The organism is Paradevosia shaoguanensis (genome assembly GCF_016801025.1).
Taxonomy (GTDB): domain Bacteria; phylum Pseudomonadota; class Alphaproteobacteria; order Rhizobiales; family Devosiaceae; genus Paradevosia; species Paradevosia shaoguanensis.
Map to the genome: position 1 here is coordinate 3,824,925 of NZ_CP068983.1, position 25,746 is coordinate 3,850,670.

The 25,746-nt window shown below is 63.6% G+C and carries 20 protein-coding genes, 2 tRNA genes and 2 riboswitches; of the genes, 10 read left to right on the forward strand and 12 right to left on the reverse strand.

The window, feature by feature from the left end; all coding sequences use genetic code 11:
• Positions 1 to 15: 15 nt before the first annotated feature.
• Positions 16 to 999, forward strand: a complete 984-nt coding sequence (glpX, locus tag JNE37_RS18645; RefSeq protein WP_052016207.1) for a class II fructose-bisphosphatase — start codon at positions 16 to 18, stop codon at positions 997 to 999.
• Between the two features lie 174 nt (positions 1,000 to 1,173).
• Here the strand turns inward: glpX and JNE37_RS18650 are convergent, their stop codons facing one another.
• Positions 1,174 to 1,440, reverse strand: coding sequence for a hypothetical protein (locus JNE37_RS18650; RefSeq protein WP_035039015.1), 267 nt, complete (start codon positions 1,438 to 1,440; stop codon positions 1,174 to 1,176).
• Between the two features lie 116 nt (positions 1,441 to 1,556).
• On the opposite strand from JNE37_RS18650, the gene recJ reads away from it, so the two are divergent.
• Together recJ and JNE37_RS18660 are read left to right on the forward strand one after the other, a co-directional pair.
• On the forward strand, positions 1,557 to 3,353 hold the full coding sequence (gene recJ, locus JNE37_RS18655) for a single-stranded-DNA-specific exonuclease RecJ (RefSeq protein ID WP_182397416.1): 1,797 nt from the start codon (positions 1,557 to 1,559) through the stop codon (positions 3,351 to 3,353).
• A gap of 279 nt (positions 3,354 to 3,632) precedes the next feature.
• Positions 3,633 to 4,811, forward strand: coding sequence for an SAM-dependent methyltransferase (locus JNE37_RS18660; protein ID WP_203064258.1), 1,179 nt, complete (start codon positions 3,633 to 3,635; stop codon positions 4,809 to 4,811).
• Positions 4,812 to 4,818: 7 nt separating this feature from the next.
• Here the strand turns inward: JNE37_RS18660 and JNE37_RS18665 are convergent, their stop codons facing one another.
• A complete protein-coding gene (locus JNE37_RS18665; protein WP_203064262.1) occupies positions 4,819 to 5,580 on the reverse strand; it encodes an SDR family NAD(P)-dependent oxidoreductase in 762 nt (253 codons plus the stop codon).
• Between the two features lie 160 nt (positions 5,581 to 5,740).
• On the opposite strand from JNE37_RS18665, the gene JNE37_RS18670 reads away from it, so the two are divergent.
• Entirely contained in the window at positions 5,741 to 6,352 is a 612-nt protein-coding gene (locus JNE37_RS18670) for an HdeD family acid-resistance protein (RefSeq protein WP_052016203.1), read from the forward strand.
• Positions 6,353 to 6,426: 74 nt separating this feature from the next.
• Here JNE37_RS18670 and ilvD read toward each other — a convergent pair whose 3' ends face one another.
• The gene (gene ilvD / locus JNE37_RS18675) at positions 6,427 to 8,265 is read right to left on the reverse strand and encodes a dihydroxy-acid dehydratase (protein WP_035039247.1); all 1,839 of its coding nucleotides are present in this window, start codon (positions 8,263 to 8,265) and stop codon (positions 6,427 to 6,429) included.
• 1,051 nt (positions 8,266 to 9,316) lie between these two features.
• Here ilvD and JNE37_RS18680 point away from each other — a divergent pair.
• A complete protein-coding gene (locus JNE37_RS18680; protein WP_152571951.1) occupies positions 9,317 to 9,565 on the forward strand; it encodes a hypothetical protein in 249 nt (82 codons plus the stop codon).
• Position 9,566: 1 nt separating this feature from the next.
• On the opposite strand, the gene JNE37_RS18685 is transcribed toward JNE37_RS18680, so the two are convergent.
• The 4 genes from JNE37_RS18685 to JNE37_RS18700 all read right to left on the reverse strand — a co-directional run bounded on the left by JNE37_RS18685 (position 9,567) and on the right by JNE37_RS18700 (position 14,313).
• Positions 9,567 to 10,823 (reverse strand): aminopeptidase, encoded by a 1,257-nt coding sequence (locus JNE37_RS18685; RefSeq protein ID WP_203064264.1) that lies wholly within the window; start codon positions 10,821 to 10,823, stop codon positions 9,567 to 9,569.
• A gap of 103 nt (positions 10,824 to 10,926) precedes the next feature.
• The gene (locus JNE37_RS18690) at positions 10,927 to 12,090 is read right to left on the reverse strand and encodes a glycosyltransferase (protein WP_203064266.1); all 1,164 of its coding nucleotides are present in this window, start codon (positions 12,088 to 12,090) and stop codon (positions 10,927 to 10,929) included.
• Positions 12,091 to 12,394: 304 nt separating this feature from the next.
• Complete coding sequence (locus JNE37_RS18695; RefSeq protein WP_035039244.1) at positions 12,395 to 13,075, reverse strand: response regulator transcription factor; 681 nt, start codon at positions 13,073 to 13,075, stop codon at positions 12,395 to 12,397.
• Between the two features lie 434 nt (positions 13,076 to 13,509).
• Positions 13,510 to 14,313, reverse strand: a complete 804-nt coding sequence (locus JNE37_RS18700; protein WP_052152391.1) for a Crp/Fnr family transcriptional regulator — start codon at positions 14,311 to 14,313, stop codon at positions 13,510 to 13,512.
• Positions 14,314 to 14,938: 625 nt separating this feature from the next.
• Here JNE37_RS18700 and JNE37_RS18705 point away from each other — a divergent pair.
• Both JNE37_RS18705 and lhgO read left to right on the forward strand, forming a co-directional pair.
• Complete coding sequence (locus JNE37_RS18705) at positions 14,939 to 16,015, forward strand: NAD-dependent epimerase/dehydratase family protein (protein ID WP_203064268.1); 1,077 nt, start codon at positions 14,939 to 14,941, stop codon at positions 16,013 to 16,015.
• 12 nt (positions 16,016 to 16,027) lie between these two features.
• On the forward strand, positions 16,028 to 17,221 hold the full coding sequence (lhgO, locus tag JNE37_RS18710; RefSeq protein WP_203066429.1) for an L-2-hydroxyglutarate oxidase: 1,194 nt from the start codon (positions 16,028 to 16,030) through the stop codon (positions 17,219 to 17,221).
• Between the two features lie 53 nt (positions 17,222 to 17,274).
• On the opposite strand, the gene JNE37_RS18715 is transcribed toward lhgO, so the two are convergent.
• From JNE37_RS18715 to JNE37_RS18725, 3 genes are all read right to left on the reverse strand, one after another.
• Positions 17,275 to 17,628 (reverse strand): hypothetical protein, encoded by a 354-nt coding sequence (locus JNE37_RS18715; protein ID WP_203064270.1) that lies wholly within the window; start codon positions 17,626 to 17,628, stop codon positions 17,275 to 17,277.
• Positions 17,629 to 17,651: 23 nt separating this feature from the next.
• A complete protein-coding gene (locus JNE37_RS18720; protein ID WP_203064271.1) occupies positions 17,652 to 17,993 on the reverse strand; it encodes a four-helix bundle copper-binding protein in 342 nt (113 codons plus the stop codon).
• A gap of 65 nt (positions 17,994 to 18,058) precedes the next feature.
• Positions 18,059 to 18,691: a DsbA family protein gene (locus JNE37_RS18725; RefSeq protein ID WP_203064272.1), complete on the reverse strand. Its 633-nt coding sequence runs from the start codon at positions 18,689 to 18,691 to the stop codon at positions 18,059 to 18,061.
• Between the two features lie 230 nt (positions 18,692 to 18,921).
• On the opposite strand from JNE37_RS18725, the gene JNE37_RS18730 reads away from it, so the two are divergent.
• Both JNE37_RS18730 and JNE37_RS18735 read left to right on the forward strand, forming a co-directional pair.
• Positions 18,922 to 18,996 (forward strand) — tRNA-Glu (locus tag JNE37_RS18730).
• A gap of 62 nt (positions 18,997 to 19,058) precedes the next feature.
• Positions 19,059 to 19,133 (forward strand) — tRNA-Glu (locus JNE37_RS18735).
• A gap of 91 nt (positions 19,134 to 19,224) precedes the next feature.
• On the opposite strand, the gene JNE37_RS18740 is transcribed toward JNE37_RS18735, so the two are convergent.
• Both JNE37_RS18740 and metE read right to left on the reverse strand, forming a co-directional pair.
• Positions 19,225 to 19,539 carry an I78 family peptidase inhibitor gene (locus tag JNE37_RS18740; protein WP_203064273.1) on the reverse strand — a complete coding sequence of 105 codons (315 nt, stop codon included), beginning with the start codon at positions 19,537 to 19,539 and terminating at the stop codon, positions 19,225 to 19,227.
• A gap of 176 nt (positions 19,540 to 19,715) precedes the next feature.
• Complete coding sequence (metE, locus tag JNE37_RS18745) at positions 19,716 to 21,980, reverse strand: 5-methyltetrahydropteroyltriglutamate--homocysteine S-methyltransferase (RefSeq protein ID WP_203064274.1); 2,265 nt, start codon at positions 21,978 to 21,980, stop codon at positions 19,716 to 19,718.
• A gap of 239 nt (positions 21,981 to 22,219) precedes the next feature.
• Positions 22,220 to 22,417, reverse strand: a riboswitch (cobalamin riboswitch).
• 115 nt (positions 22,418 to 22,532) lie between these two features.
• Positions 22,533 to 22,723, forward strand: a riboswitch (cobalamin riboswitch).
• Positions 22,724 to 22,825: 102 nt separating this feature from the next.
• Here metE and JNE37_RS18750 point away from each other — a divergent pair.
• The gene (locus JNE37_RS18750) at positions 22,826 to 25,732 is read left to right on the forward strand and encodes a ribonucleoside-diphosphate reductase subunit alpha (RefSeq protein ID WP_203064275.1); all 2,907 of its coding nucleotides are present in this window, start codon (positions 22,826 to 22,828) and stop codon (positions 25,730 to 25,732) included.
• Positions 25,733 to 25,746: the final 14 nt, after the last annotated feature.

A 25,746-nucleotide genomic window follows, 5' to 3' on the forward strand; every position in this document is an offset into this window, starting at 1 on the left:
CAAGGGGACAAGCGCATGAAGTTGAACTCGACAGACGGCAGCGGCAACGGGGCGGTCATCGCCCGCAATCTCACGCTCGAACTGGTCCGCGTGACCGAAAGCGCAGCCATCGCTGCTGCCGGCTGGCGCGGCAAGGGTGACGAGAAAGCCGCGGACGCCGCAGCCGTCGAGGCGATGCGCGCCGAACTCCAGAAGATCGCCATTGCCGGACGGATCGTGATCGGCGAGGGCGAGCGCGACGAAGCGCCGATGCTGTTCATCGGCGAAGAGGTCGGCGGCGGCGAAGGCCCCGGCGTCGACATCGCGGTCGATCCGCTCGAAGGCACGACACTCTGCGCCAAGAACCAGCCGGATTCGATCTGCGTTCTGGCCATGGCCGAGCGCGGCGGCCTGCTCAACGCACCCGACGTCTACATGCACAAGATCGCTATCGGCGCCGGCTATCCCGCCGGAACGGTCGACCTCGACAAGTCGCCTGCCGAGAATGTGCGGGCACTGGCCGCGGCCAAGGGCGTGCCGGTTTCCGAGATCACTGCCTGTGTGCTCGATCGCCCGCGGCACGCGGCGCTGATCGAAGAGCTGCGCTCGACCGGCGTGGCGGTCAAGCTCATCAGCGATGGCGATATTGCCGGCGTGATCCATGCGACCAATACCGAAGACACCGGTATCGACATCTACCTCGGCTCGGGCGGTGCGCCTGAAGGCGTGCTGGCGGCGGCGGCGCTGCGCTGCATCGGCGGGCAGATGCAGGGTCGGCTGATCCTCGACACGGCCGAGAAGCGCGAGCGGGCGCTGCGCATGGGCATCACCGACCCCAACCGCAAGTATGGCGTGACTGACCTGGCCTCGGGCGATGTGTTGTTCGCGGCTACGGGGGTGACCGACGGGAGCCTGCTTGAGGGCGTGAAGTTCCGGAAGGACGAGGTGGTGACTTCGACTATCGTGATGCGCTCCTGGAGCCAGACCGTTCGTTGGATCAAGGCGCAGCACGCGCGCTAGGGTTTGTGCGAGACCCACCCACCGTACTTCCCCGGCCGCAGAGCCGGGGCCCACGGATATCTCCACTCGAGTGGAGCGGTGGAATAGGCCCCGGATCAAGTCCGGGGAAGGTCAGTGGTTGGGGCGTGGATCGGGGGCTTGTGTCCCGCTAGTGATAAGCACCCTCGTCGAACATTAGGTTTCGAGTTCCAGCCGGCGGATAAAGAGCACGTTTCCCGCATACAGCGCGATCTCGCCAACCGGTTCGACGGCGCTGTATTCGTTGGTTCGGCCCTGATACTCGATGCCGGTCCACACCACTCGCACTTCCTCGGTGGTGATGAAGCCGTTATCGACGAGCGCCGTCGAGAGCTTGTCGAGACTGCGCTCGTCCTGGACGGTCAGTGTTTCGGCGGCTTGGCCCGGTATGGCGATGCTGACCTCGAATACCTGCATGCTCATCTCCCCCTTTTCCTCGATTTTACGCTGACTCCCAATCGTGACAACCACATGGAAGACCTGCGCATAACCTGGCATTTGGCCTCGACCTTGCCCGGTAAACGCGGTTAGGTCGGCCCATGCTCGACGAACGTGCCTATTTCCTGGATGTCTCGCGCTCGGCCACCGGTCGCGCCTGGGTGGATAGGCTCGATGCCAATACCAGCCGCATCGCGCAGGCCATTTCGCAGCGTACGGACCTTTCGGAGATCCTGTCGCGCATCGTCGCCGGCCGCGGCATCGGGCCGGACGAGGCGGAGAGCTTCCTCAATCCGACCATACGCGACCTGATGCCCGATCCCTCGACCATGACTGCCATGGACAAGCTCGTCGCGCGGCTGGCGCGGGCGATCGTCGATGGCGAGCGAGTGGCGCTCTTTGGTGACTACGATGTCGACGGCGCGTGCTCCTGTGCGCTGATGAGCCGGTTCCTGCGCCATTTCGGGCTCGATCCGCAGGTCTATATCCCCGACCGCATATTCGAGGGCTATGGGCCGAACGTGGCGGCCATCGACAAGCTGATCGATGGCGGGGCCAACCTCATCATCACGCTCGACTGCGGCACGACGAGCGACGCGCCGATCACCCATGCTCGTTCACGAAACGTCGACGTGTTGGTGATCGACCACCACCTGTCGGACTTCGAGCTTCCCGAGGCGACGGCCATCGTCAATCCGAATCGACCGGATGACGTTTCGGGGCTGGGCTATCTCTGCGCGGCCGGCGTGACCTTCATGGTGCTGGTCGCGGCGAACCGCGAACTGCGCAATATGGGGCGCTCCGGGCTGCCCGACCTGATGGCCATGCTCGACCTCGTGGCCCTTGCCACGGTTTGTGATGTGGTGCCGCTTGTTGGGCTCAACCGCGCCTTCGTGCTGCGGGGCCTCGAAGTCGCCCGGCGCGGCAATAATCGCGGGATCTCCGCGCTGGCCCTGGCGGCGCGCATCAACGGGCCGCTCAATCCTTATCATCTGGGCTACCTCATCGGGCCCCGCATCAATGCGGGCGGGCGCATCGGCGACGCGGCGCTCGGTACGCGACTGCTGACCCTCGATGACGAGCATGAAGCCCTGGCGGTAGCGGCGCGACTCGATGAGCTCAACACCGAGCGGCAGCGGATCGAACTCGAAGCGGTCGAGGAGGCGACGCGCGTTGCCGAGGCCGAGATCGGCAATGGCGACGGGCCACCAGTGCTGGTGTTGGCGTCGGAAAACTGGCACGCGGGCGTCGTTGGCCTCATCGCGGCGCGGCTGCGTGAGCGGTTCGAGCGGCCAGCCTTTGCCATCGCGCTTGGGCCGGATGGTACGGGCACCGGCTCGGGACGGTCGATGCCGAACGTCGACCTGGGGCGCGCGGTGATCGAGGCCGTGGAGGCGGGGCTGATTCCCAAGGGCGGCGGCCACGCAATGGCGGCGGGCGTGACGATACGATCGGGCCAGCTTGGGCCGTTCCGCGCGCATATGGCCGAGGCACTGGTCGCACAGGTTAGCGCAGCAAGGGCTGCAACGGCGCTGCCGATCGACGCGGCACTGACCGCGCGCGGGGCGTCGCCCGAATTCGTTCATGAGGTCGAGCGGGCAGGGCCGTTCGGCTCGGGCAATCCGACGCCGACTTTCGTGTTCCCGGCGCACAAGGCCAAGTTCGCCGAGGTCGTGGGGCAGGGCGGGCATGTCCGCTTCACGCTGACTTCGGACGATGGCGCGCGACTCAAGGCAATTGCCTTCCGCGCAGCCGGGCAACCGACCGGCGACCTGCTGCTCAATGCCGGAAACGACGCGCCGCTCCACATCGCCGGGACACTCGGAATCGACCACTGGCAGGGGCGCGAGCAGGTGCAATTGCGCGTCGTCGACATCGCACAGCCGCCGACACGTTAGGCGATTTCAAAGTCTTGTATTGGCAAGCCTTTCCGCTCCGGCAGTCTGGAATCTCTTGAAACTGCCGCTTGCATATTTGATGATGCGGAATAAGGTATTCATTGAATACCGACCGCAGACCGGGGGCTTTTCGGTCGCGGACGCATATCAGGGACATTTAAATTTCGGCGGAAGATAGGCGATAACGGGCCACTTCATCGGGCCCGGTGCGGATAATCAAATATGACTAAAAGCGTAGTAGATCAGAGGCTTGGTGAGCCTGGGCTGGGGACTCGCCTGATGTCGGGCTTTATCGAATGGGTGGGCGGTCGCCTGCTCAAGGCGCCCGAACAGGGAGCCGTTACGATTATTTTCCCGAACGGCCGCAGCCGGACGCTGGGCAACCCCCATACGGGGCTGCACTCGGTGCTCAAGCTCAACAATTTCAAGGTCATCGGCGAAGCCATGCGCCGTGGCACGGTGGGCTTCGCCGCCGCCTATATCAGCGGCGATATCGAGGTGGACGACCTCACGGCCTTGTTCCGCTTCTTCGTGCAGAACAAGAAGATGTTCGAGGATGCCGGCCGTGGCTTTTTCCGCCGCGCCGCCAAGGACCTCACCTACCACATCTCGCGGGCCAATACCCGCGAGGGCTCCAAGGCCAACATTTCCGAGCATTACGACCTCGGGAACGACTTCTACGGCCAGTGGCTCGACCCTTCGATGACCTATTCGTCGGCGGTGTTCACCTCGGGTGACCAGAGCCTCGAGGAAGCTCAGCACGCCAAGTATCGGCGCATCGCGGACATGGCGGGCGTCAAGGAAGGCGAGTCGGTTCTGGAGATCGGTTGTGGCTGGGGCGGCTTCGCAGAGACGGTGGCGCGCGACTACAGCGCCCATCTCTACGGCATCACGCTATCCAGCGAGCAGTTGGCCTTCGCCCAGGAGCGCATGCACAAGCAGGGGCTCGATAACCTCGTGACGCTCAAGTTCGAGGACTATCGCGACACCAGGGGCGAGTACGACCATATCGGCTCGATCGAGATGATCGAGGCCGTGGGCGAAGAGCACTGGCCGACCTATTTCCAGGCGGTCCACGACCGACTCAAGCCGGGCGGCACGGCGGCGATCCAGGCGATCACCATCGATGAGGACGAGTTCGAGGGCTACAAATCCGGCCCCGACTTCATCCAGCGCTTCATCTTCCCCGGTGGCATGCTGCTGACCAAGACCGCCATGCGCGAACAGAGCGAGCGAGTCGGCCTGGTGCTGGAGAAGGTGGAGACGTTCGGGCTCTCCTACGCCCGCACGCTGCGCCTCTGGTGCGAGCGCTTCCTCGAGCGTTGGCCGATGATTGCGCCGCTTGGCTACGACGAGGAATTCAAGCGCAAGTGGGTCTACTACCTCTGCTACTGCGAGGCAGGCTTCACCGAAGGCAATATCGACGTCGGTATCTACCAATATCGCCGTCCGGCGTGACGCCGGCTTACCTGGCGCGCAGCGTCAGGGCCGAGAGCCAGAAGAAAAGGCGGTAAGGCAGCAGCCTTGCCGCCTTCATCACAAATACCATCGGCCAGGGGAACGCGATCTCGAAGCGCGTGGAGCGCACGAGGCCATCCACGATCCGCCAGGCGGCATCCTCGGTCTCCATCAGCATCGGCATGCGGTAGCGATTGCGTGCCGTCAGCTCGGATTTGACGAAGCCGGGCGTGATGAGTCGCACGATGATGCGTTTGGGTTCGAGTTCGACCCGCATGGTCTGGCAGAGGGTGATCAGCGCAGATTTCGTGGCCGCATAGGCGCCGCCGCGCGGCAGCCCGACATAGCCGGCCAGGGAGGAAATCACCGCGATCTGGCCGCCGGTGGGCTGCCGACTCATCTGGGTGATGACGGGATCGAGGAGGCGCACGAGGCCCATGACATTAACGTCGAAGGCCGCGGCGAAAGGAGCGGCATTGTAGGAGCCGGGCGGCGTTCCGGTGGCAGCGACCGCGCCGTAGAGCAGAAGGTCGATTCGACCGAAATCGGCAGCGATGGCGGCGACCGTTGCGGCAACGGCTTCGGCATCTGTGATATCGAGAGGGTAGGCGTGGATGCCGGGATGGGAAGCGGCGACTTCCTCGAGCCTCTCGAGGCGGCGGCCCGAAATGGCAACCTGCCAGCCGCGTCCGGCGAGCTCGCGCGCCACGGCCGCGCCGATCCCCGAGCCTCCACCGATGATCCAGGCAATGCCCGGCTTGAGATTCATCCTCGCTCCCTCGCTTGTCGGACGTGGCCATTGTCGCATTGCGGCACGAGGGAGGACAGATTGCCTGCCATCGGCTGCTGCTTGCCATTATCCCATTATGAGATCAAGATAATCGGGTGACGTGCGTCTTACTCGCTTGCGGCAGTCCAAGGAGGCTCTCATGACGGCTAGCGACTCCTCCAACCCCCTCGAACGCTTCACGCACCATGTGCGTCGCAGATGGGGCTGGTTTCTTGCACTGGGCATCATCTACCTGATCGGCGGCATCGCCGCGATCTTCCTGCCGGTGATGTCATCGATCGCCTTCACCATCGTCATCGCCTCCTTCCTCGTGGTCGGTGGCATTGTCCAGATCATCCAGTCGTTCCAGATGAATGGCTGGCAGGGCGTGGTCTGGCACCTGCTGATGGGCATCATCACGCTGGTGGGCGGCGGCTATGCGCTATGGAATCCGATTGCCGGCGCGCTGGCCATCACCCTGGTCATCGCCATTACCTTCATTGCGCAGGGCGTGGTCGAGATCGTGATGGGCTTCCGCCTGCGACCGGTCGACGGCTGGGGCTGGATGATCGCCTCGGGCGTTCTCGCCGTGCTGGCGGGCATCGCGTTGACCTGGACGTTCCCAGCCTCGGGGCTGGTGACGGTCGGCACCATTGCCGGCATCGCCATGATCTTCACCGGCTGGAGCTACATCTACATCGCCATGGCGGCCCGCAGGGTCTGGAAGGACCTCAAGGAAGACGTCGGCGGCATGGGTGGCGCCAAGGCCTGAACGAAAGAGGGCGCCTCGCGGCGCCCTCGACTTATCGGATTTCGCGAAGGGCCGGTGCGAACCGGCCCTTTTGCTTACTTGGCGTCGAGGTCGCGCACGGCGCCGCGGGCAGCGCTGGTGGCGAAGGCCGCATAGGCCCTGAGCGCCGTCGAGACGTTGCGCTTGCGCGGGTGAGCTGGCTTCCAGCCCAGTTGATCCTGATCGTGACGACGCTGCACCAGCTCGTCGTCGGAGATCTTGAGGTGGATCGTGCGGTTCGGGATATCGATCTCGATGATGTCGCCTTCGCGCACGAGGCCGATCGTGCCGCCCTCGGCCGCCTCAGGCGAGACGTGGCCGATCGAGAGGCCCGAAGTGCCGCCCGAGAAGCGACCATCGGTGAGGAGGGCACAGGACTTCCCGAGCCCCTTCGACTTGAGGTAGCTCGTCGGATAGAGCATTTCCTGCATGCCCGGGCCGCCGCGCGGACCTTCGTAGCGGATGACCACCACGTCGCCGGCCTTGACCTCATTGCCGAGGATGCCCTTGACGGCGGCGTCCTGGCTCTCGAAGACCTTGGCCGGGCCGGTGAACTTGAGGATGCTCTCATCGACGCCCGCCGTCTTGACGATGCAGCCGTCGATGGCGACGTTGCCCTTGAGCACGGCGAGACCGCCGTCCTTGGAGAACGGGTGCTCGGCGCTGCGGATCACGCCGTTCTTGCGGTCGAGATCGAGCTCCTTCCAGCGCTGGCTCTGCGAGAAAGCCTCGGTGGTGCGGACGCCGCCCGGAGCGGCCATGTAGAACTGGCGGACGCTGTCGCTGTTGGTGCGCGAGATGTCCCAGCGATCGAGCGCATCGCCCATGGTGGCAGTGTGGACGGTCGGCAATTCGCGGTTGAGCAGTTCGGCGCGATCGAGCTGGCCGAGGATCGACATGATGCCACCGGCACGGTGCACGTCTTCCATATGCACGTCGTTCTTGGCCGGAGCCACCTTGCAGAGCACGGGCACGCGGCGCGACAGGGCGTCGATGTCGTCCATGGTGAAATCGACCTCGCCCTCATGGGCGGCGGCCAGGATGTGCAGCACGGTGTTGGTCGAGCCGCCCATTGCGATATCGAGGGCCATGGCGTTCTCGAAGGCGCCCTTGGAGGCAATGGTGCGCGGCAGCACGGTCTCATCATCCTGCTCGTAATAGCGGCGGGCGAGGTCGACGATGAGGTGACCGGCTTCCTGGAAGAGGCGTTTGCGGTCGGCATGGGTGGCAAGAGTCGAGCCGTTGCCCGGGAGCGAGAGGCCCAGGGCTTCGGTGAGGCAGTTCATCGAATTGGCGGTGAACATGCCCGAGCACGAACCGCAGGTCGGGCATGCGGATTCTTCGATGGCCTTGAGGTCGGCATCGCTGACCTTGTCGTCGGCGGCGGCGACCATGGCGTCCACGAGGTCGAGCGCCTGCAGCTGGCCGGACAGCACAACCTTGCCGGCTTCCATCGGGCCGCCGGAGACGAAGATCACCGGGATGTTGATGCGGAGCGCCGCCATCAGCATGCCCGGCGTGATCTTGTCGCAGTTCGAGATGCAGACCATGGCGTCGGCGCAGTGGGCGTTGACCATGTACTCGACCGAGTCGGCGATCAGCTCGCGGCTCGGGAGCGAATAGAGCATGCCATCGTGGCCCATCGCGATGCCGTCATCGACTGCGATGGTGTTGAATTCCTTGGCGACGCCACCGGCAGCCTCGATCTCGCGGGCGACCAGCTGGCCGAGGTCCTTCAAGTGGACGTGCCCCGGCACGAACTGGGTGAACGAGTTCACTACGGCGATAATAGGCTTTCCGAAATCGCTGTCCTTCATGCCGGTCGCGCGCCAGAGGCCGCGGGCACCGGCCATGTTGCGGCCGTGGGTGGTTGTACGTGAGCGATAAGCGGGCATTGAAATCACCGAAAATGTGCGGGGTGCCATGCGCCCCGAGTGGGACCGCCCTTGATAAAGCATTTCGAGGCACATGCAAACCGATGCACGTTATTGTTGAGACGCGCCAAGGCGCCGGCACGGACTGCTCCGGTCGGGTTTGCTGGTGGTTCCTTGGCGGCTCGGGGCGAGGTTTGCCTCAAGTCTATGGTGCTAGCGATGTATGCGAGGCATGGCCTCGCCCCTTGAGCGTTTGAGGTTTCGACAAGCCCGTTCACGCAAGTTGCCCGCGAGCGCACTCCGGGCCGGTCACGTCACTCTTAGGCCGTAAGCCCAGGCGCCCCCGGACTTCCCCCAACTCCCAGAACCTGGCGGCAGGGCGAGATGCAGGTGTCGACCTTGTCTGCATCCAGTCCTGCCGCCAGCCGCCGCGGCACTGCGTACTGTGCCTCGCCGTTGGCGGAGGGATGGAGACAGTATGCGGGAGGGTGATGGGGGCGGGGATAAGTTTTTTGGGACTGCTGCTTTTGCTCTCCTACCACCCGCGCTCTCACCCCCACCACCTTACTTCCCCGGACTTGATCCGGGGCCTATTGCACCGTTCCACTCGAGTGGAGGGACCCGTGGGCCCCGGCTCTGCGGCCGGGGAAGTGCGGTGGTTGGGGTGAGGAAGGTGGGAAGTGGGAAGTGGGGTGGCGGAAGATGCCGGGAGGTGGAATTGCTAAGAGCGGAAGGCGGATCAGGCAAAGATCATGAAGCAAGATGAATTGCGTGACTGCGCCGGCAGGTCTCCCTCCCCCTTGCGGGGAGGGGATAGGGGTGGGGGTCCACAAACACGAAGTTTGGACACGCCCAACCCTCGCCCCGCAACGCGGAGATGAGAGAACGACGACGGGGTAAGATGGATAGCTCCGCGCCCCTTGCTCACCCCCACCCCTGTCCCCTCCCCGCAAGGGGGAGGGAGACGTGCTGGCCCGGGCTTGCCCTATAAGCGTGCGCAATTTTAATCAAACTTGAACCATACCGCCGGCCCCCGCTTCGGGCGGCGCAGTCCCTGCGGTATTCTGCGCACATGGCTAGTGTGCTTTATCTCGTCCTCAGATCCCGCGAGAAATGGTGGGTGGATATGGAGGGCAAGTCGCTTGGGCCGTTCGAGAGCCCCGACATTGCCACCTTCGCCGCCATCGACGCCGCCCGTGTGCGGGGCGACGTCAATTCTGCGGAGCGCCAGGTTTATGTCGAACAGCCGGGGCGCAAGTTCACCATGATCTGGTCGAGCACCCATCCGCCCGAAATCGAGGCGGAGGCGAAGAGGGCCTGAATCAGGCCCATTCGCCCTTGCGGAACACCGGCACGCGCGTGCCGTCCGGCTTGATGCCGTCGATGTCGATCTTGTCCGAACCGATCATCCAGTCGATGTGGATCAGGCTCTTGTTGCCGCCACGCGCGGCGATCTCGTCCTGCGTGAGCTTGGTGCCGTTGACGAAGCACTTGGCGTAGCATTGGCCGAGCGCGATATGGCAGGCCGCGTTTTCATCGAACAGGGTATTGTAGAACAGCAGGCCGCTCTTGGAGATTGGCGAGGAGTGCGGCACGAGGGCCACTTCGCCCAGCCGCCGCGAGCCTTCGTCGGTGTCGAGCACCTTGTTGAGCACGGCCTCACCCTTGCTGGCCTTGGCCTCGACGATCCGACCGCCTTCGAAGCGCACCTGGATGTCGTCGATCAGCGTGCCGTTATGCGAAAGCGGCTTGGTGCTGACCACGGTGCCCTCGACGCGATAGGCGTGCGGGGTGGTGAAGACTTCCTCGGTTGGGATGTTCGCATTGCAGACGATGCCGTTCTTGGCGGTCGCGGCGCCACCGGCCCATTCATGCTCGTCGGCAAGGCCAATGGTGAGATCGGTGCCGGGGCCGGAATAATGCAGGGCCGAGAAACGGTGGCTGTTGAGCCAGTCGGTGCGCTTGCGCAGATTGGCATTGTGCTCGCGCCAGGCGCCGATCGGATCGTCATTGTCGACGCGCGAGGCGGCGAAGATGGCGTCAGCGAGCTTCTTGACCGCGACCTCGTCGGTATCGTTCGGGAAAACGAGCTTGGCCCAGGCGAGCGAGGGATAGGCGACGATGTTCCAGTTGATGTCGAAGCTGACGATCTTTTCGAGCGCGGGCTTATAGGCATTCGACTGGGCGCGGTTGGCGCGGGCGACCTTGTCCGGGTCCTGGCCCGAAAGCATCATCGGGTTGTCGCCGGCAATCGCGAGGCGGGCGGCGTTTTCGCCATAGGCCTTGGCCATGCCCTCGTAGAGCCAGCCGGCAGCGCGGTCGAAGCTCTCGGCATTGGCGTTTTCGTAGCGCGCGAGCGTCACGCCTTCATCGGAGAGAATGGGGGTCACAAGGCCGGCGCCGGCCTTGTAGGCATGCGCCGCGATGCGGCGAACGAGGGGCAGGGCCTGGGACGGAGCAGTCATTACCAGGTCCTGGCCGGGCTGAAGCTGCAGTCCGACCTTGATGGCGACTTCGGCGAGCTTGTCGAGCTTCACCGGATCGATGGCAGACGAAAAATTCTCTGATTGTGCAGACATTGGCCGTTCCGAAACTGGGGGACTCAAAATGACGAGGGCAGGCGAGGCCTGCCCTCGTCATTGAATCTGCTTCGCAACGAAATTGCGAGCCAAATCTGTCGCGCTAGGCCGCCTGCGAGGCCCGAGCCTGGGCCAGAACGGTGGAATAGAGCATCTCGAACTGCGCCGCCGCATAGTCCCAGTCGTAGCGCGCATCGGCCAGGTCGCACGCCGCCTGGCCCATGCGTGCCCGGTCCATGGGGCTCATGGCGAAGAGTTGCGCCAGGCCGACCTCGATCGATGTCTCTGTGGGCTCGATGCGGATGGCGGCCGAGAGCGCATAGGCTTCGGGCAGGTTGCATTGCGGCGTCAGCAGGCTCGGCAACTGGAAGGCGAAGGCCTCCAGCGCCGTCATCGGCAGCGTCTCGTTGATCGAGGGCAGGATGAAGGCATCGGCCGAGCGATAGGCGGCACTCCTGTCCGCATCGAAGGCAGGGCCCTCGAAATGCACCGAATTGGCGACACCCAGCGAAGCGGCGAGAGTGCGCAACTCCTCAAGATGTCCCGCCTCCGCAGGCCCCACGACCACGAGATGCCAGTCGTTGCCATCCGGCTGGTGGATGGCGCGGCTCCAGGCCCGGATAAGCGTGGCCAGCCCCTTGCTCGGGACGACGCGGCCTACGAAGAGCAGGACGCGGGCATCGGGGCCGAGAGGCTCGAGCCACGGTGCAGCCGGTCCCGCCATCTGGGCGGGCTCGACGCCATTGGGAATGATGTCGGTCTGCGTGTCGTAGCCGGCCGCGCGCAGCGAGCGACGCTCGCTGGCATTTTCGGCATGGACGGCGGCCGCGTGCCGGATATGGCCATCCTCGAAGAGGACGCGCGCGACGCGCTTGGTCGTGTCGCCCAGCGCCCAACGATCAAGCATGCCGTGTGGGCTGACGATGTAAGGCCGCTGCGTGAGCTGGTGCCAGCGTTGCGCCGCGACGGAGAGATAGTTCCACATGCCGTGCACATGCACGCAATCGAGATCGTGCTCGATCATCATGTTGACGAGGTCCGGAGCGAACCGGAATGCTTTGGGGCCCAGCGACGGGGCCACATGAAGCGGAATGGAGCCCATATCCAGGCTCTCGCCGTCCTGGTGTTCGAGACTGAACACTTCGGCGGAAAAACTGCCGCGCCGCTCCAGGGCGGACGCCAGCGACTTGACGACTTCGATAACTCCGCGCGGCTGGATGGTCGAAGCCACCAGCATGCCTACCCGGAGCGGCCGTGCAGCACTCATCTGCAACTCCCTCAACTACCCGCGATTGTTGAGACTCCTCACCGTCGCCGACAGCATTGCCACCGACGGTGCAAACCATCCTCCTTGCCCTTTGCCCTAACGAACCCTTCGGCGCCCCCGCGCCGTTCTGACATACTAGGCCGCTCCCGAATCGGGTCATTTCCGTGGCGGAATCTGGGCATCTCAAGCCCCCACCCCTAGGCCCTTCGGATGAACCCCCTCCGCCCATAGCAGCAGCTCGAAACGAAAAACCGCCCCCTTCCGTGGAAGAGAGCGGTGTGTGGACCAGGCCTGGAGGTCATGGTCAGATATCGGGACCGGACTGCTCGGGGAACATGTCCCTGATCTTGAAGGCGACCTCGGTGCGGTTGGTCGCATTGAGCTTTTTCATGATGTTGCGGATATGAACCTTCACCGTGCTTTCGCGCAGCTGCAACTCATGGGCAATGATCTTATTGGCGCGCCCGCGCCGCAAAGCCTCGACAACGGCCATCTGTCTTTCGGTGAAGAGTCCGGCCATCGGCCGTACCGTCGGCCCGCCAGTGTCGATGACGTTCCGCATGGCCATGATGCTGCTGGCCGGAACGAACACGCCACCCGCAAGGGTCATGGAAATAGCTTCTGCTGCCACGCGCAACCCGACCGTTGTGGGAATGAATCCCTTGGCGCCGCATTCGAGCGCCTTGAGGATCTGCGACAGGTCGTCCGTATCGGCGACCACGACGATCGGGACCGGTGCGAACTCCTGTACTGCCTTGGCGATATCGCCGGCGACACCCAGATCGGTCATCTTGCGCGACCCGATCACCACCAGAATGACGGAAACGCTAGGATGGTTCTGCTGTGAATCGCGCCACTCCTGCAAAGAGCCGAAGGTCGCGAAACGGGTATCCGGGTTCTGTGCCATCAGGCCGCAGACAAAGCATTCCCGTTCGAGTTGGCGGCGGTCGATGACGACCACTTCGGGAATATTGTCTGCCAGCATCCGCGCTTCTTGTGCGGCCGTATCGTCGTTGGCGCCAATATGCGGATGTATGGTGCCTGCTGGCACTTTTACACGAGTTTTCGAAATGTCGGAGAAGGTGCTCCCTGCAAGCATAGAATTGAACTCCCAAGTGTGGCTCGCATCTCCTCCGCTAGATGCGATAGCTCCCAAGATCAGTTTGTAACTAGTCTGTTCAAACGCTCTCAGTGCAGGGAATTCCCGGCGATAATGACGCCCCAGGGCGCTATTCGCTTCGTATAGTTGAAATGCAGATCAGTCTCAGAACCCCAGCACTATGGGGTCATTAGGTTCCCCTACGTGGGTAGGGTAATTAACAATTGTTAATACCAGTTAGGAAAAAACCAACGTGTTATCAAAACTTAAGGCGATGCTAGATCGAAAGGCATACGCCGTTATGCGGGTAGGTGTTCCACCTAAAGATGTGCCTTGCGCTGCCCCGGGTCCGTACCCGTACCGATCTCGGGCGTGGGGGCGGGTTCCTGCCACCAATCGAAGGGCCGGCGCTGCAGATATTCCGGGCTGAACTCTGCCAATTGCGCCAAGCGGAAGCGGTTGGAAATCACCACCGTGCCCTTGCGCATGACCACGAGGCCGAGAAGGCGCAGATCGCGCAGCGTCCGGTTGAAGTGGATGGCGGTCATCCCCAGGGCATCGGCCAGGTCGATCTGGGTGAGCGGGCAGGGGAATTCGACCTCGATCTCGGCGGATGCGGGCTGTACGCGCTCGGCGAGTTCGAGGAGGAGATGGGCAGTACGGGCCGTGGCGTCGCGCTTGCCGAGGCTGATGAGGCGTTCGACATGGATGGCGTCGTGTCGCGCCGCCGCTGCGGCGAAGCGATCGCCGATCGCAGGCCAGCGCTTGACCAGCGGTGCGAGGCCGGAAAAGGGAATTTCGATTACGGTCGTGTAGTCCACGGCGCGCACGGAAACGCGACTATGGCCGGCCACGGTGGGCGGCTCGAGGAGATCGCCGGCCACATAGATGTCGACGATCTGCCGTGTGCCATCGCGCAATTGCGTATCGCTATAGGCCCAGCCGGTCTTGAGGAAGCGCACGCAGAACGAGCGCTCGCCTTCGCGCAGGATCGGGGTGGCAGGCGAATAGACGCGCACGCGCGCATCGAGGGTTTCAGCGGCAAAAGCGGCGGCCTCGCTGCCCTTGTCGGGTAGTTCATCAAACCTGAAAAAATGAAGTAGCTCGGACCCTAGAGCGTTCATAAGCACCACATAAAACAACGGAAAGCACAGAGCTTCTGATGGATTTCCGCTTTTGTCCGATGGTGCATAACGGAGGCAGTCGACCGCGCTGCCGCAACGGCAACCGGACCGACCAAATATGGATGCCTCCGGTTCGCAGCCCCAGCTTCAGCGAACCGACCCGACCAATTAGCCTTGCGCTCCCTTGGTAGTTAACGACAGAGCCCCCAGAGATGAATATTGTAGGCGGCTCACTGATGGCGCGCAAGCAAGCTTAGAAGCCACATGAAAATTTGATAGTAAGCAAATGCCGGCTTTGCCTTTGTCGTCGTTGGCAGGAAGTTTTGCCTGGATTGAGTTTCGATTGCTTTGAATGACAATCAAGGCGCGCTCAGGTGGACTCCAGATCGCTGCATTGGCAATACCTATTCTCTCTATTGGCGAGTGGAGACTGAGGCAGCTAAACGCCTGCCACCGCTGGACTCTATTTTGATTGCGACGATGCGGTCCGCGCCGTCGCACTATTGCAAGACGACACTTTGCGCTGCGTTTTCCAGCAAAGGGCGTAGGCCGTTCAGCCCTAAGTTCGCCTCCAATTGCTGACCCACTGACCTGTACGCTGCTGACGGTAGAGTAGAGGTCCACGATGAAGGTTCTGGTCACAGGGCACAGGGGGTATCTCGGCGCTGTGGTCGTACCCATGCTGCTGGAGGCCGGGCACGACGTTTCCGGCTACGACCTCGACTATTTCGGGCACTGTACCTATTCGCATGGCGGGCCATATCGCGCGGTGCCGACCATGCAGAAGGACATTCGCGACGCGGTGCCCGAGGATTTCATCGGCTTTGAAGCGGTGGTGCACCTGGCCGCACTGCCGGATACCACCGCCCAGGCGATCGGGCAGCACCTCGTCGAGGATGTCAACCACCGGGCCTGCGTGCGCGTCGCGCTGGCGGCTCGGCAGGCGGGTGCATCGCGCTTCCTTCTGGCATCGTCAGCCGCGGCTTATGGAGAGAGCGGCGGGGACCCGGTGGATGAAACCGGCGCGCTCAAGCCTCTGACTGCCGATGCGGTGGCCAAGGTGATGGCGGAGCGTGACGTCGCTGCGCTGGCCAATGCGGATTTTTCACCGACCTTCCTGCGGCTGCCTATGCTGTGTGGGCTCTCGCCGCGTCTGCGGCTCGACCTGCTTTTCAACTGGCTGATCGCGACGGCCTTTACGGAGGACCGGTTGCCGTTGCCGCTGCATAGCGAGGCCTGGCGCCCATTTGTGCACGTGCAGGACGTGGCGCGCGTCGCGTCGGCGCTGCTGCGCGAGCCGAGGCCTGCCGTTCACAATCAGATTTTCAATGTCGGCACTGTAGCGGGCAGCGTCCGCATCCGCGATGCGGCAGCGATCATTGCCGAACTTTCGCCTCCTGCGCAGATCGAGGAGGGTGCTGCGGCGCTGCCGCACCAGGAATCCTGCAGGCTCAATTGCGACAAGCTTACGCGATTGCTGCCGGCGGCGGCGCCGCAATGGACGCTCGACCAGTGCATCAGCCAGATGCTCGATGCTTTCGAGGCCTCGGCGCTCGACTGGGACGACGTGGTGGGCTCGCGCTACGATCGCGCACGGGAACTCACCGCGCTCGTGGCGGAGGGGACGCTGGACGCCGCCCTCCACCGGGGCAATGGTGTGCAGTTGCCGCACAGGAACGACTCGACCGATGGCACACACTGACGGAGCGGGACCATTCTCTACGACTATTGCGTAATCGGGGGCGGGATTGTCGGGCTGGCCGTAGCGCGGCAATTGCTCGATACACATAGAGGCGCCGGCGTACTTGTTCTGGAAAAGGAGGACGGCCCGGGCCGTCACCAGACGGGCCACAATAGCGGCGTCATCCATGCCGGGGTCTATTACAAGCCGGGCTCGCTCAAGGCCGAACTCTGCCGGGCAGGGGCCAAGGCGACCAAGGCCTATTGCACTGAAAAAGGCATCGCCTTCGAGACACGCGGCAAGCTGATCGTGGCTTCGACCGCGCAAGAAGAGATCGCGATGAAGGCGCTGCACGCCAACGCGCGGGCCAACGGCATCGAAATCGAGGCGCTCGACGGCGCCGAACTGCGGGCGCGTGAGCCGGCTATTCGCGGCGTGGCGGCCCTGCTGGTGCCCGAGACAGGGATCGTCGATTACAAGGCCGTGTGCAATGCCATGGCCGACGATATCCGCCGGCTTGGCGGCACCATCTATTTCGGCACGACCGCCGACCGGATCGAGGAAAGCCAGGGCGAGGTGACCGTGACCGGGCGCGGCGTCAGCTTCCGGGCGCGATATCTCGTGGCCTGCGCCGGCCTGCAATCGGACCGGTTGGCGCGCCGGGCAGGGCTGGAAGTGGAGCACCGCATCGTGCCGTTCCGCGGGGAATATTACGATGTGGCGCCGGGCAAACGCGGGCTGGTCCATCACCTCATCTACCCGGTGCCCGATCCGGCATTGCCGTTTTTGGGTATCCACCTGACTCCGACGATCGACGGGAGGCTGACGCTCGGCCCAAATGCCGTGCTCGGGCGGGCGCGGGAGGGTTATCGTCGCACGGCGGTAAGCGCACGCGACGTGGCGGACTATGCGGCGTTTCCCGGCTTCTGGAAGCTGGCGACGGAGAACTGGCGGTCGGGTCTGTCGGAGTTCGGCAACTCGATCTTCAAGCAGCGCTATCTGGAGGCTTGCCGCAAGTATTGTCCGGATCTGGAACTGGAGGATCTCGTGCCGGTGGAAGCAGGTATCCGCGCGCAGGCGGTGATGCGGGATGGCTCGATGGTTCACGATTTTCTGTTCGTGGAGTCGCCGCGCATGCTGCATGTATGCAATGCACCCTCGCCGGCGGCAACGTCGGCTATTCCGATCGCGCACATGATTGTCGATAGGTTAGGGGAGCGGGCATAGCGATGCCGTCCGCGCCGCACTAGCGTGGTGGGGGCGGAGTCGCGGGAGGTATCCTAAGCGTCCGTATCCCGTATCTGGTCCTGAGCCAGTTCCAGATATTCCGACTCCGTCAGCTTCTGTCGAGGCGTGCCCTGCACGCCGCGTACGCGCCGCGTCATGTCCTCGAAGGACAGGTGCTCGCCATTAGCGGCGGCGCGGTTGGCGACACGCAGCAGGCGGGCGGGAAACTTGATAGCGGCGATGTTGGCTTCGGGCATCGGTTCGCTCCGCCGGGGCGCAATTTCTTCGGCGCGGAGCAGGGCTGCCTCTATTTCCTCGGCGTCGAGCAAGCCCTTCTGGCGAATGGCTTCGACCAGGGCGGCCATGGCTACGTAGAGGCCTTCGAGTTGCAGGTTCGCTGTGTTCATCGGTCCTCCTCCTCGTTTGCATCCTAGCCCGCGGTCATGGGGATGGCCATCTCCCTGCAACTGGCGGCGCATCTCTCGCAGGCGGCGACGCAAAGCTCCATGCCGCCCAACCGCTTGCAGTCGCGCGCGCACTGGTCGCAGATCTCGGCGCATTCGGCGCAGATATAAGGGTGATGGTCTGAGCCGATGAGCATGAAATGCGCTGCCGTACGGCAGATTTCGGCGCAGGCCATTATCAATGTCATGTGGTCTTTCTCGACATGCGCGCCGCCCACTTCGAGGCAATGGCCCATCGCCGTCGACAGGCAGGCCTGGTAGCAGGCGAGGCAATCATCGATGCATTTCTGCACTTGCGGGGACATCATGGCATTCTCCTCTCGCGAAGGGGCTCGCGAGGCAAACGCATGTGCCGCTAATCAGTTCGGTATGTTTATGGGGTGCTGGCGATCTGCGCCGCGATGCTGTCGTAGTTCGCCGCGCCCGGCAGCAGCGTGCCATTGACGAAAACGGCCGGCGTGCCCTGGATGCCGAAGACCTCGATCGCCTGCTTGCGCATGAGATTGAGTCGGTTGAGCATCTCGCGGTTGAGGAGCGCGGACTCGAAGAGTATGGGCGTAATGCCGGCCTCCGCGGCCACTTCCTTCATGGCAGCCAGACGGTCCTCGGTGTTGATCCACCGCTCCTGGTTGCGCATGAAATATTCGACCACAACCGGCGCGCGATCGCGCCCGGCAACCTCGGCGACCAGGAAGACGACGGCATCGAGCGCATTGCGCACGAAGGGACGGATGGCGAGACGGGCCTTGCCGGTGTCGAGGTAATCGCTCTTGAGGCGCGGGTAGGTCTCGTTGAGGAAGGTCGTGCAATAGCCGCAGGTGGGCGACCAATATTCGATGATGGTGACCGGCGCGTCGACGTTGCCGGTGAAGGAGTCGGGAATGTCGACGCCGAGCAGGGTTTCCTCCTCAAGCGCCGTGGCGACGCCCGGCATGGCGGAAGCCACCAGGGCGAAGGCTGCACTCGCAAGGAGAGCACGGCGGGAAATCAGCAGGCTGGTCGGCATCGGGAACTCCGCAACTCGAAATCCCTTCTAGTCAACCGCGCGGCGCAGTCCAACGGCTTTCCTCCGAATTCCCTGCATCTGTTGCAGGAGAGGCGCGCCCGGCTTCCAGGGCAGGATTGCATTGGGGTGACGAGCGGCTTTCCACAGCGTCGCGACGCCGTTTTCAAAAAGCGCAAAAAGGCGCTTGCGCGGCGCGAACAACACCCCTATAGGGTGCGGGCGCTCAGCAAGCGCCCTTCGTCTATCGGTCAGGACGCCACCCTTTCACGGTGGAGAGAGGGGTTCGATTCCCCTAGGGCGCGCCACTTCCTCTTGTAAGAGGAGGGAGTTGACGCAAAGGCACTTGCTGCCGATATTGACCAGCGCCGCGCCCTTCGTCTAGCGGTCAGGACACCGCCCTCTCACGGCGGGAACAGGGGTTCGATTCCCCTAGGGCGCGCCAGTCAAATTCTCTCCAAAAGTTTTCGGATAGACCGGCTGGTCCGAACCGGGCCAGCGCAGAGCGTTCGAGATTCGCTCATCGAATCAGGTAATTAACCGCAGCGAGCTCGTGTCAGGTTGCCGGCTGCGTCGATTTCGAGGTTGAGGCGTTCTTCGACGAAGTCCTGGGTGACCATGTCGCCCGGCGCGATGACTCGGACCTGGCCCTTGGACAGCACCGGCTCGTCGCCGATTTTCACATCTTCAGCCGTCGTGCCGGTAACCGGCTTGCCGATGCTGCCCTCAAGGGCGGCGGCGCCGCAATCCGAGGGCGGTGCCTTGCTGGGTTGCGGGCTGGCATGGGCGAAAGTGGTGAAGGCGAGCATCGCGGCGAGGGCGGCTACGCCCGGACGAACGTGCAAAGACATTGGCGGCTCCTTGTTGGGCCAAGCATGCTGAAACGATCTGACTATTTTGCGACGGACCTGGAGAGAAGGGCACGTTTCGTGCCGGCCGTCGACAGCAAACTGGCTTTCGCGGGCAGCCGCCCGACGATTGAACCTCCGGGAGAGGGCAGGTCCCCCGGAGGTCCGTTACCCTGCGGTCAGCGATGGCGCAGGGATTTGGCGGTTTCAACGAGATGGGCGAGGGCGGCTTCGACCTCGGGCCAGCCACGGGTCTTGAGGCCGCAATCCGGATTGACCCAGAGCTGGTCGGGCGGGATTGCCTCGCTGGCCTTGCGCAGAAGCGATTCCATGTCGGCGCGGCTGGGGACGCGGGGCGAATGGATGTCCCAGACTCCGGGACCGATCTCGTTGGGATAGCGGAAATCGCGGAAGGCGGAGATCAGCTCCATGTCCGAGCGTGAGGTCTCGATGGAGATGACATCGGCATCCATCTCGGCGATGGCCGGCATGATGTCGTTGAACTCGGCGTAGCACATGTGAGTGTGGATCTGCGTGTCGTCGGCGACGCCGGCGGCCGAGAGGCGGAAGCAGTCGACGGCCCAGCGCAGATAGCCATTCCAGTCGCCGCGGCGCAGCGGGAGGCCTTCGCGCAGAGCCGGCTCGTCGATCTGGATGATGCCGATGCCAGCCTTTTCGAGATCGACCACCTCGTCACGGATAGCGAGCGCGATCTGTCGACAGGTTTCGGAGCGTGGCTGGTCGACACGGACGAATGACCATTGGAGGATGGTCACGGGGCCGGTGAGCATGCCCTTCATCGGACGGTTGGTGAGTGAAGCGGCATAAGCAGACCAGGCGACGGTCATGGGAGCCGGGCGGGAAGTGTCGCCGTAGATCACCGGCGGTTTCACGCAGCGGGAGCCGTAGGACTGCACCCAGCCGTTCTTCGTGAAGGCGAAGCCATCGAGCTGTTCGCCGAAATACTCGACCATGTCGTTGCGTTCGAACTCGCCGTGCACGAGCACGTCGATATCGAGGCGTTCCTGGATGCGGACTGCCTTTTCGGTTTCGGTCTTGAGGAAGGTGTCATAGGCGGCGGCGTCGATGTCGCCGCGCTTGAAAGCGGCGCGGTGCTCGCGGACTTCGGCAGTCTGGGGGAAGGAGCCGATGGTCGTGGTCGGGTAGGCGGGCAGGTTGAAGCGGGCGCGCTGGAGGTTGCGGCGCTGCGAGAAGGGCAGGCCGCGTTCATGGTCGCTGGGCGCGACCGATGCGCTACGGGACTTGACCTCGGCGCGATGGATGCGCGGAGAAGCGCGGTGCGAGGCGACGGCGGCAGCGCTGGCTTCGAAGGCTGGCTTGGCGGCGGTCTTGCCGCGTTGCATGGCCGTGGTGAGGGCCACCACCTCCTCGAGCTTCTGGCGGGCGAAGGCGAGCCAGGATTTGAGTTCGGGATCGAGCAGCGTCTCGCCGTCGAGATCGACCGGGGAGTGGAGCAGGGAGCAGGATGGCGCGATTTCAAGGCGATCAGGGCCGACGCTATCCCAGGCGCGGGCAACGAATTCCAGGCGGGCATCGAGATCGGCGCGCCAGATGTTGCGGCCGTCGATGACGCCGATGGAGAGCGTCTTGTCGGCGGGCAGCGCCTTGAGCACGGGGCCTAGTTGCTGCGGGGCGCGGACAAGATCGATGTGGAGGCCGGCCACCGGCAGGGCGACGGCGAGTTCCGTGTTGTCGAGCAGGCCTTCGAAATAGGTGGCGAGCATGATGCGGGGCGCGGCGGGAGTGGCCAGCGCTATGTAGGCACGGCGGAGGGCCTGGCGCTGAGCGTCGCTGAGATCGAGGGCGAGGATGGGCTCGTCGATCTGCACCCACTCGGCGCCCTCCGCCCTGAGGGCGGCAAGAAGCTCGGCATAGACCGGCAGCACGGCATCGAGCAGCGAAAGCGGCTCAAGACCGTCGTCCTTGGGCTTGCCCAGGGTGAGGAAAGTCACCGGTCCAACCAGGACCGGGCGTGTACTGATGCCGAGGCGAAGCGCCTCGCGGAACTCATCGATCGCTTTGCTGGTCGAGAGGCGGAACCGCTGGCCGGTGTGAAATTCGGGGACGATATAGTGGTAGTTGGTGTCGAACCACTTGGTCATCTCCATGGCCGGCGCGTCGGCGGTGCCGCGGGCCATGGCGAAGTATTGGTCGAGCGGGTCGGCGATGGCCGCAAAGCGCGGAGGGATGGCACCCAGGGCTTGGGCCGTATCGAGCATGTGGTCGTAGAGCGAGAAATCATTCGACGGAATGATGTCGATGCCGGCGGCGCGCTGTACCGCCCAATGGCGGGCGCGGAGCTCGGCGGCGGTCGAGAGGAGGGCGGCCTTGTCGCTGGTGCCCTTCCAATAGGCTTCGAGGGCCTTCTTGAGCTCGCGGTGAGCGCCGATGCGGGGGAAGCCGAGATTGGCTGACTTGGTCATGATCTACCGATGGGGATGTGCTGCCTCATGCCGCCACGGCACGAGCAGGAATGGCTGGTTTCAGGCGCGCGAAGCATCTGCCGCACCCAGGAGCGGGGCGGTATCGGCGCACTGGAGTTGAGTGGTTTTCGACGCTGCTAGCGACGCATTCGCGCCGTCGCGAGGCGCGGGGGAAAATGCGGGAGCGTCTGACGTTTCGTCATCATGTAATCCTCAACCGGTCCGCCCGACCGGCCCTGTGTGAGCCTGCTTCCGCGGTAGGTCTCCTGGCTCGCGGATCGTCCGGACACCCGCCTTCCCAGCGCCGCGCGAAGCGGGCCAGTGACATCGTGGGTATCCGTCACCGCATACAGTTGCGGGGGCAGCTCCGGACTTGCCAGAAGGCGCACCGAATTCCCTGTTATCCCCTTGCGGGGACCGTGGACACGCTCACCATGGACGGTTCATCGCTACGAGTCAATAAGGATATAAAGATATCTTTATGTGATTGTTTTGCGGCTGGTGGGTAGAAAGAATTCTCCAACCGTATTGACGCGAATCTCGATCAAGAACACCATTGGTGGTGTTCAAGGTTGCTCAGAACGCAATATCTGGGCCGAAGATGGGAATCCGGTGAAATGCCGGAACTGCCCCCGCAGCTGTAAGCGGATAGCCGAACTCCAGAACCACTGGCCGAAAAGCCGGGAAGGTGAGAGAGGCGACGACCCGCGAGTCAGAAGACCTGCCTTGGATCGATAACGTCCACGGGCGGGGTGTCCGGTTGGCCGCGCATCTGGGACCTGGCAGGCGCCGGGAGCCTTTGCGCGTTCGGCTGCCCCGTTCTCAACCACGGGGTCATAGGTCCAATGTCCATTTCCATTTCCATGCAATCAGAGCCGACGGGCGCTAACGCGCCGCTTGCGCTCGCTTCCGAGCGCCGACCGACGGCGGAGCCAGGCTATTCCATCATCAAGCGCAATGGCGGCACCGTGCCGTTCGATGCCAGCAAGATCGCTGTGGCGCTCACCAAGGCGTTCCTGGCCGTGGAGGGTAGCAAGGCGGCGGCTTCGCGTCGGGTGCATGAAACCGTCGAGGCGCTGACCGACGATGTCGTGGCCGCCCTGATGCGGAGGGCGCGTGACGGGCGCGTGTTCCACATCGAGGAAGTGCAGGACCAGGTGGAGCTTGCCCTGATGCGCGGCGAACACCAGCGCGTCGCCCGGGCATACGTGCTCTATCGCGAGGAGCGGGCGCGTGAGCGGGCGTCGGCTACGACGGAAGTCGCCGCTGCTCCAAAGCTGCGCATGAAGGGCACAGATGGGACGCTGCTGCCGCTCAATGAGGCGCGGCTGGAGGCGATTATCGGGGAGGCCTGCGAGGACCTCGATGGCGCAGTTTCCGCGACGGTGCTGGCGGAGACCAGGCACAACCTCTACGACGGCATTTCGCAGGACGAACTGGCATTGGCTCCGATCCTGGCGGCGCGGACGCTGGTCGAGACCGAGCCGAACTATGCCTATGTCTCTGCGCGCCTCCTCCTCGACAAGTTGCGACGCGAAGCGCTGACCCACGTGGCGGGCCGATCGGAGCAGGCGACCCAGCATGAGATGGAGGGACGCTATGCCGACTACTTCCGCGCCTATCTCGACCGCGGCATTGCCGCCGAACTGATCGATCCGGAACTGGCGCGCTTCGACCTTGCCCGGATCGCCGCTGCGCTCAAGCCCGCACGCGACCTCAAATTCCAGTATCTGGGGCTCCAGACCCTCTACGATCGCTATTTTCTGCGCGAGGGCGGCACGCGCTTCGAGCTGCCGCAGGCGTTTTTCATGCGGGTAGCCATGGGGCTGGCGGCGCGCGAGATCGATCGCGAAGCGCGGGCGATCGAGTTCTACGACCTGCTGTCGAGCTTCGACTTCATGGCCTCGACCCCGACGCTCTTCAATTCGGGCACGCTGCGGCCGCAGCTTTCCTCGTGCTTCCTGACCACGGTGTCTGACGACCTCGACGGCATCTTCAAGAGCATCAAGGATAACGCGCTGCTTGCAAAATACTCGGGCGGGCTCGGCAACGACTGGACGCCGGTGCGCGGATTGGGCGCGCATATCAAGGGGACGAATGGCGAGAGCCAGGGGGTGGTGCCGTTCCTCAAGGTGGCGAACGACACAGCCATCGCGGTCAACCAGGGCGGCAAGCGCAAGGGTGCAGTCTGCGCCTATCTCGAGACCTGGCATGTCGACATCGAGGAATTCCTCGACCTGCGCAAGAACACCGGCGACGACCGCCGCCGCACGCATGACATGAATACGGCGAACTGGGTGCCGGACCTCTTCATGGAGCGCGTCGAAGCCAATGGCGACTGGACGCTGTTCTCGCCCAACGAAACGCCGGACCTGCACGATCTCTACGGGCCGGAATTCAAGACCGCCTACGAGACCTACGAGGCGCGGGCCGCGGCAGGCGAGTTCAAGGTTTTCCGCACTGTCCGCGCGGTCGATCTCTGGCGCAAGATGCTGACCATGCTCTTCGAGACCGGGCATCCGTGGATCACGTTCAAGGACCCGTGCAACATCCGTTCGCCGCAGAACCATGTCGGCGTCGTGCATTCATCGAACCTTTGCACCGAGATCACGCTCAATACGAGCCGTGACGAGGTGGCGGTCTGCAATCTGGGATCAGTGAACCTCGTGGCCCATGTCAGCGACAAGGGGCTCGACTTCGCGCGGCTTGAGCGCACCGTAAAGGTGGCGATGCGGATGCTCGACAACGTCATCGACATCAATTTCTACACGATCCCCGAAGCACGCCGCGCAAACTTGCGGCATCGTCCGGTAGGCCTGGGGCTGATGGGTTTTGCCGATGCGCTGCAGATGCAGGGTATCGCCTATGCGTCCGATGCGGCCGTGGAATTCGCCGACGCCTCGATGGAGGCGATCAGCTATTACACGATCTCGGCGTCTGCCGATCTTGCCGAGGAGCGCGGCGCCTATTCCTCTTTCCCAGGCTCGCTCTGGAGCAAAGGTGTGCTGCCCATCGACAGCCTCGAATTGCTGGCGGCTACGCGCAGCGAAATCGAGGTCGACCGCACCCAGCGGCTCGACTGGGACACGTTGCGGCAGCGGGTGATGAGCGTCGGAATGCGCAATTCCAACACTATGGCGATCGCGCCAACTGCGACGATCTCCAACATCTGCGGCGTCAGCCAGTCGATCGAACCGGGCTATCAGAACCTCTTCGTCAAATCGAACATGAGCGGCGATTTCACCGTCGTGAACGCACTGCTCGTCCGCGACCTCAAGGCGCGAGGCTTGTGGGACGAGGTGATGATCTCCGATCTCAAGTACTTCGATGGCTCGGTCGGGCAGATCGACCGCATTCCGGACGACCTCAAGGCGCTCTACGCCACGGCATTCGAGATCGACGCAGGCTGGCTGATCCGCGCCGCTTCACGTCGGCAGAAATGGATCGACCAGGCACAGTCGCTCAACCTCTACATCGCCAATCCATCGGGCAAGGCGCTTGATGCGCTCTATCGTTCGGCATGGAGGGCGGGGCTCAAGACGACCTATTACCTGCGCTCGCGCTCGGCGACGCATGTCGAGAAATCGACACTCAAAGGCACGGACGGCAAGCTTAATGCCGTGGCGGTTTCCGCCCCGATCGTGGTCGCCGCGCCAGCGGAGCCGGCTCCTGTGCGGACAGGACTGGTCCTGCCGGTGATCGATGGGCCTGCCTGCCTCATCGACGACCCCGATTGCGAAGCCTGCCAATAAGAATCCGAGGGACA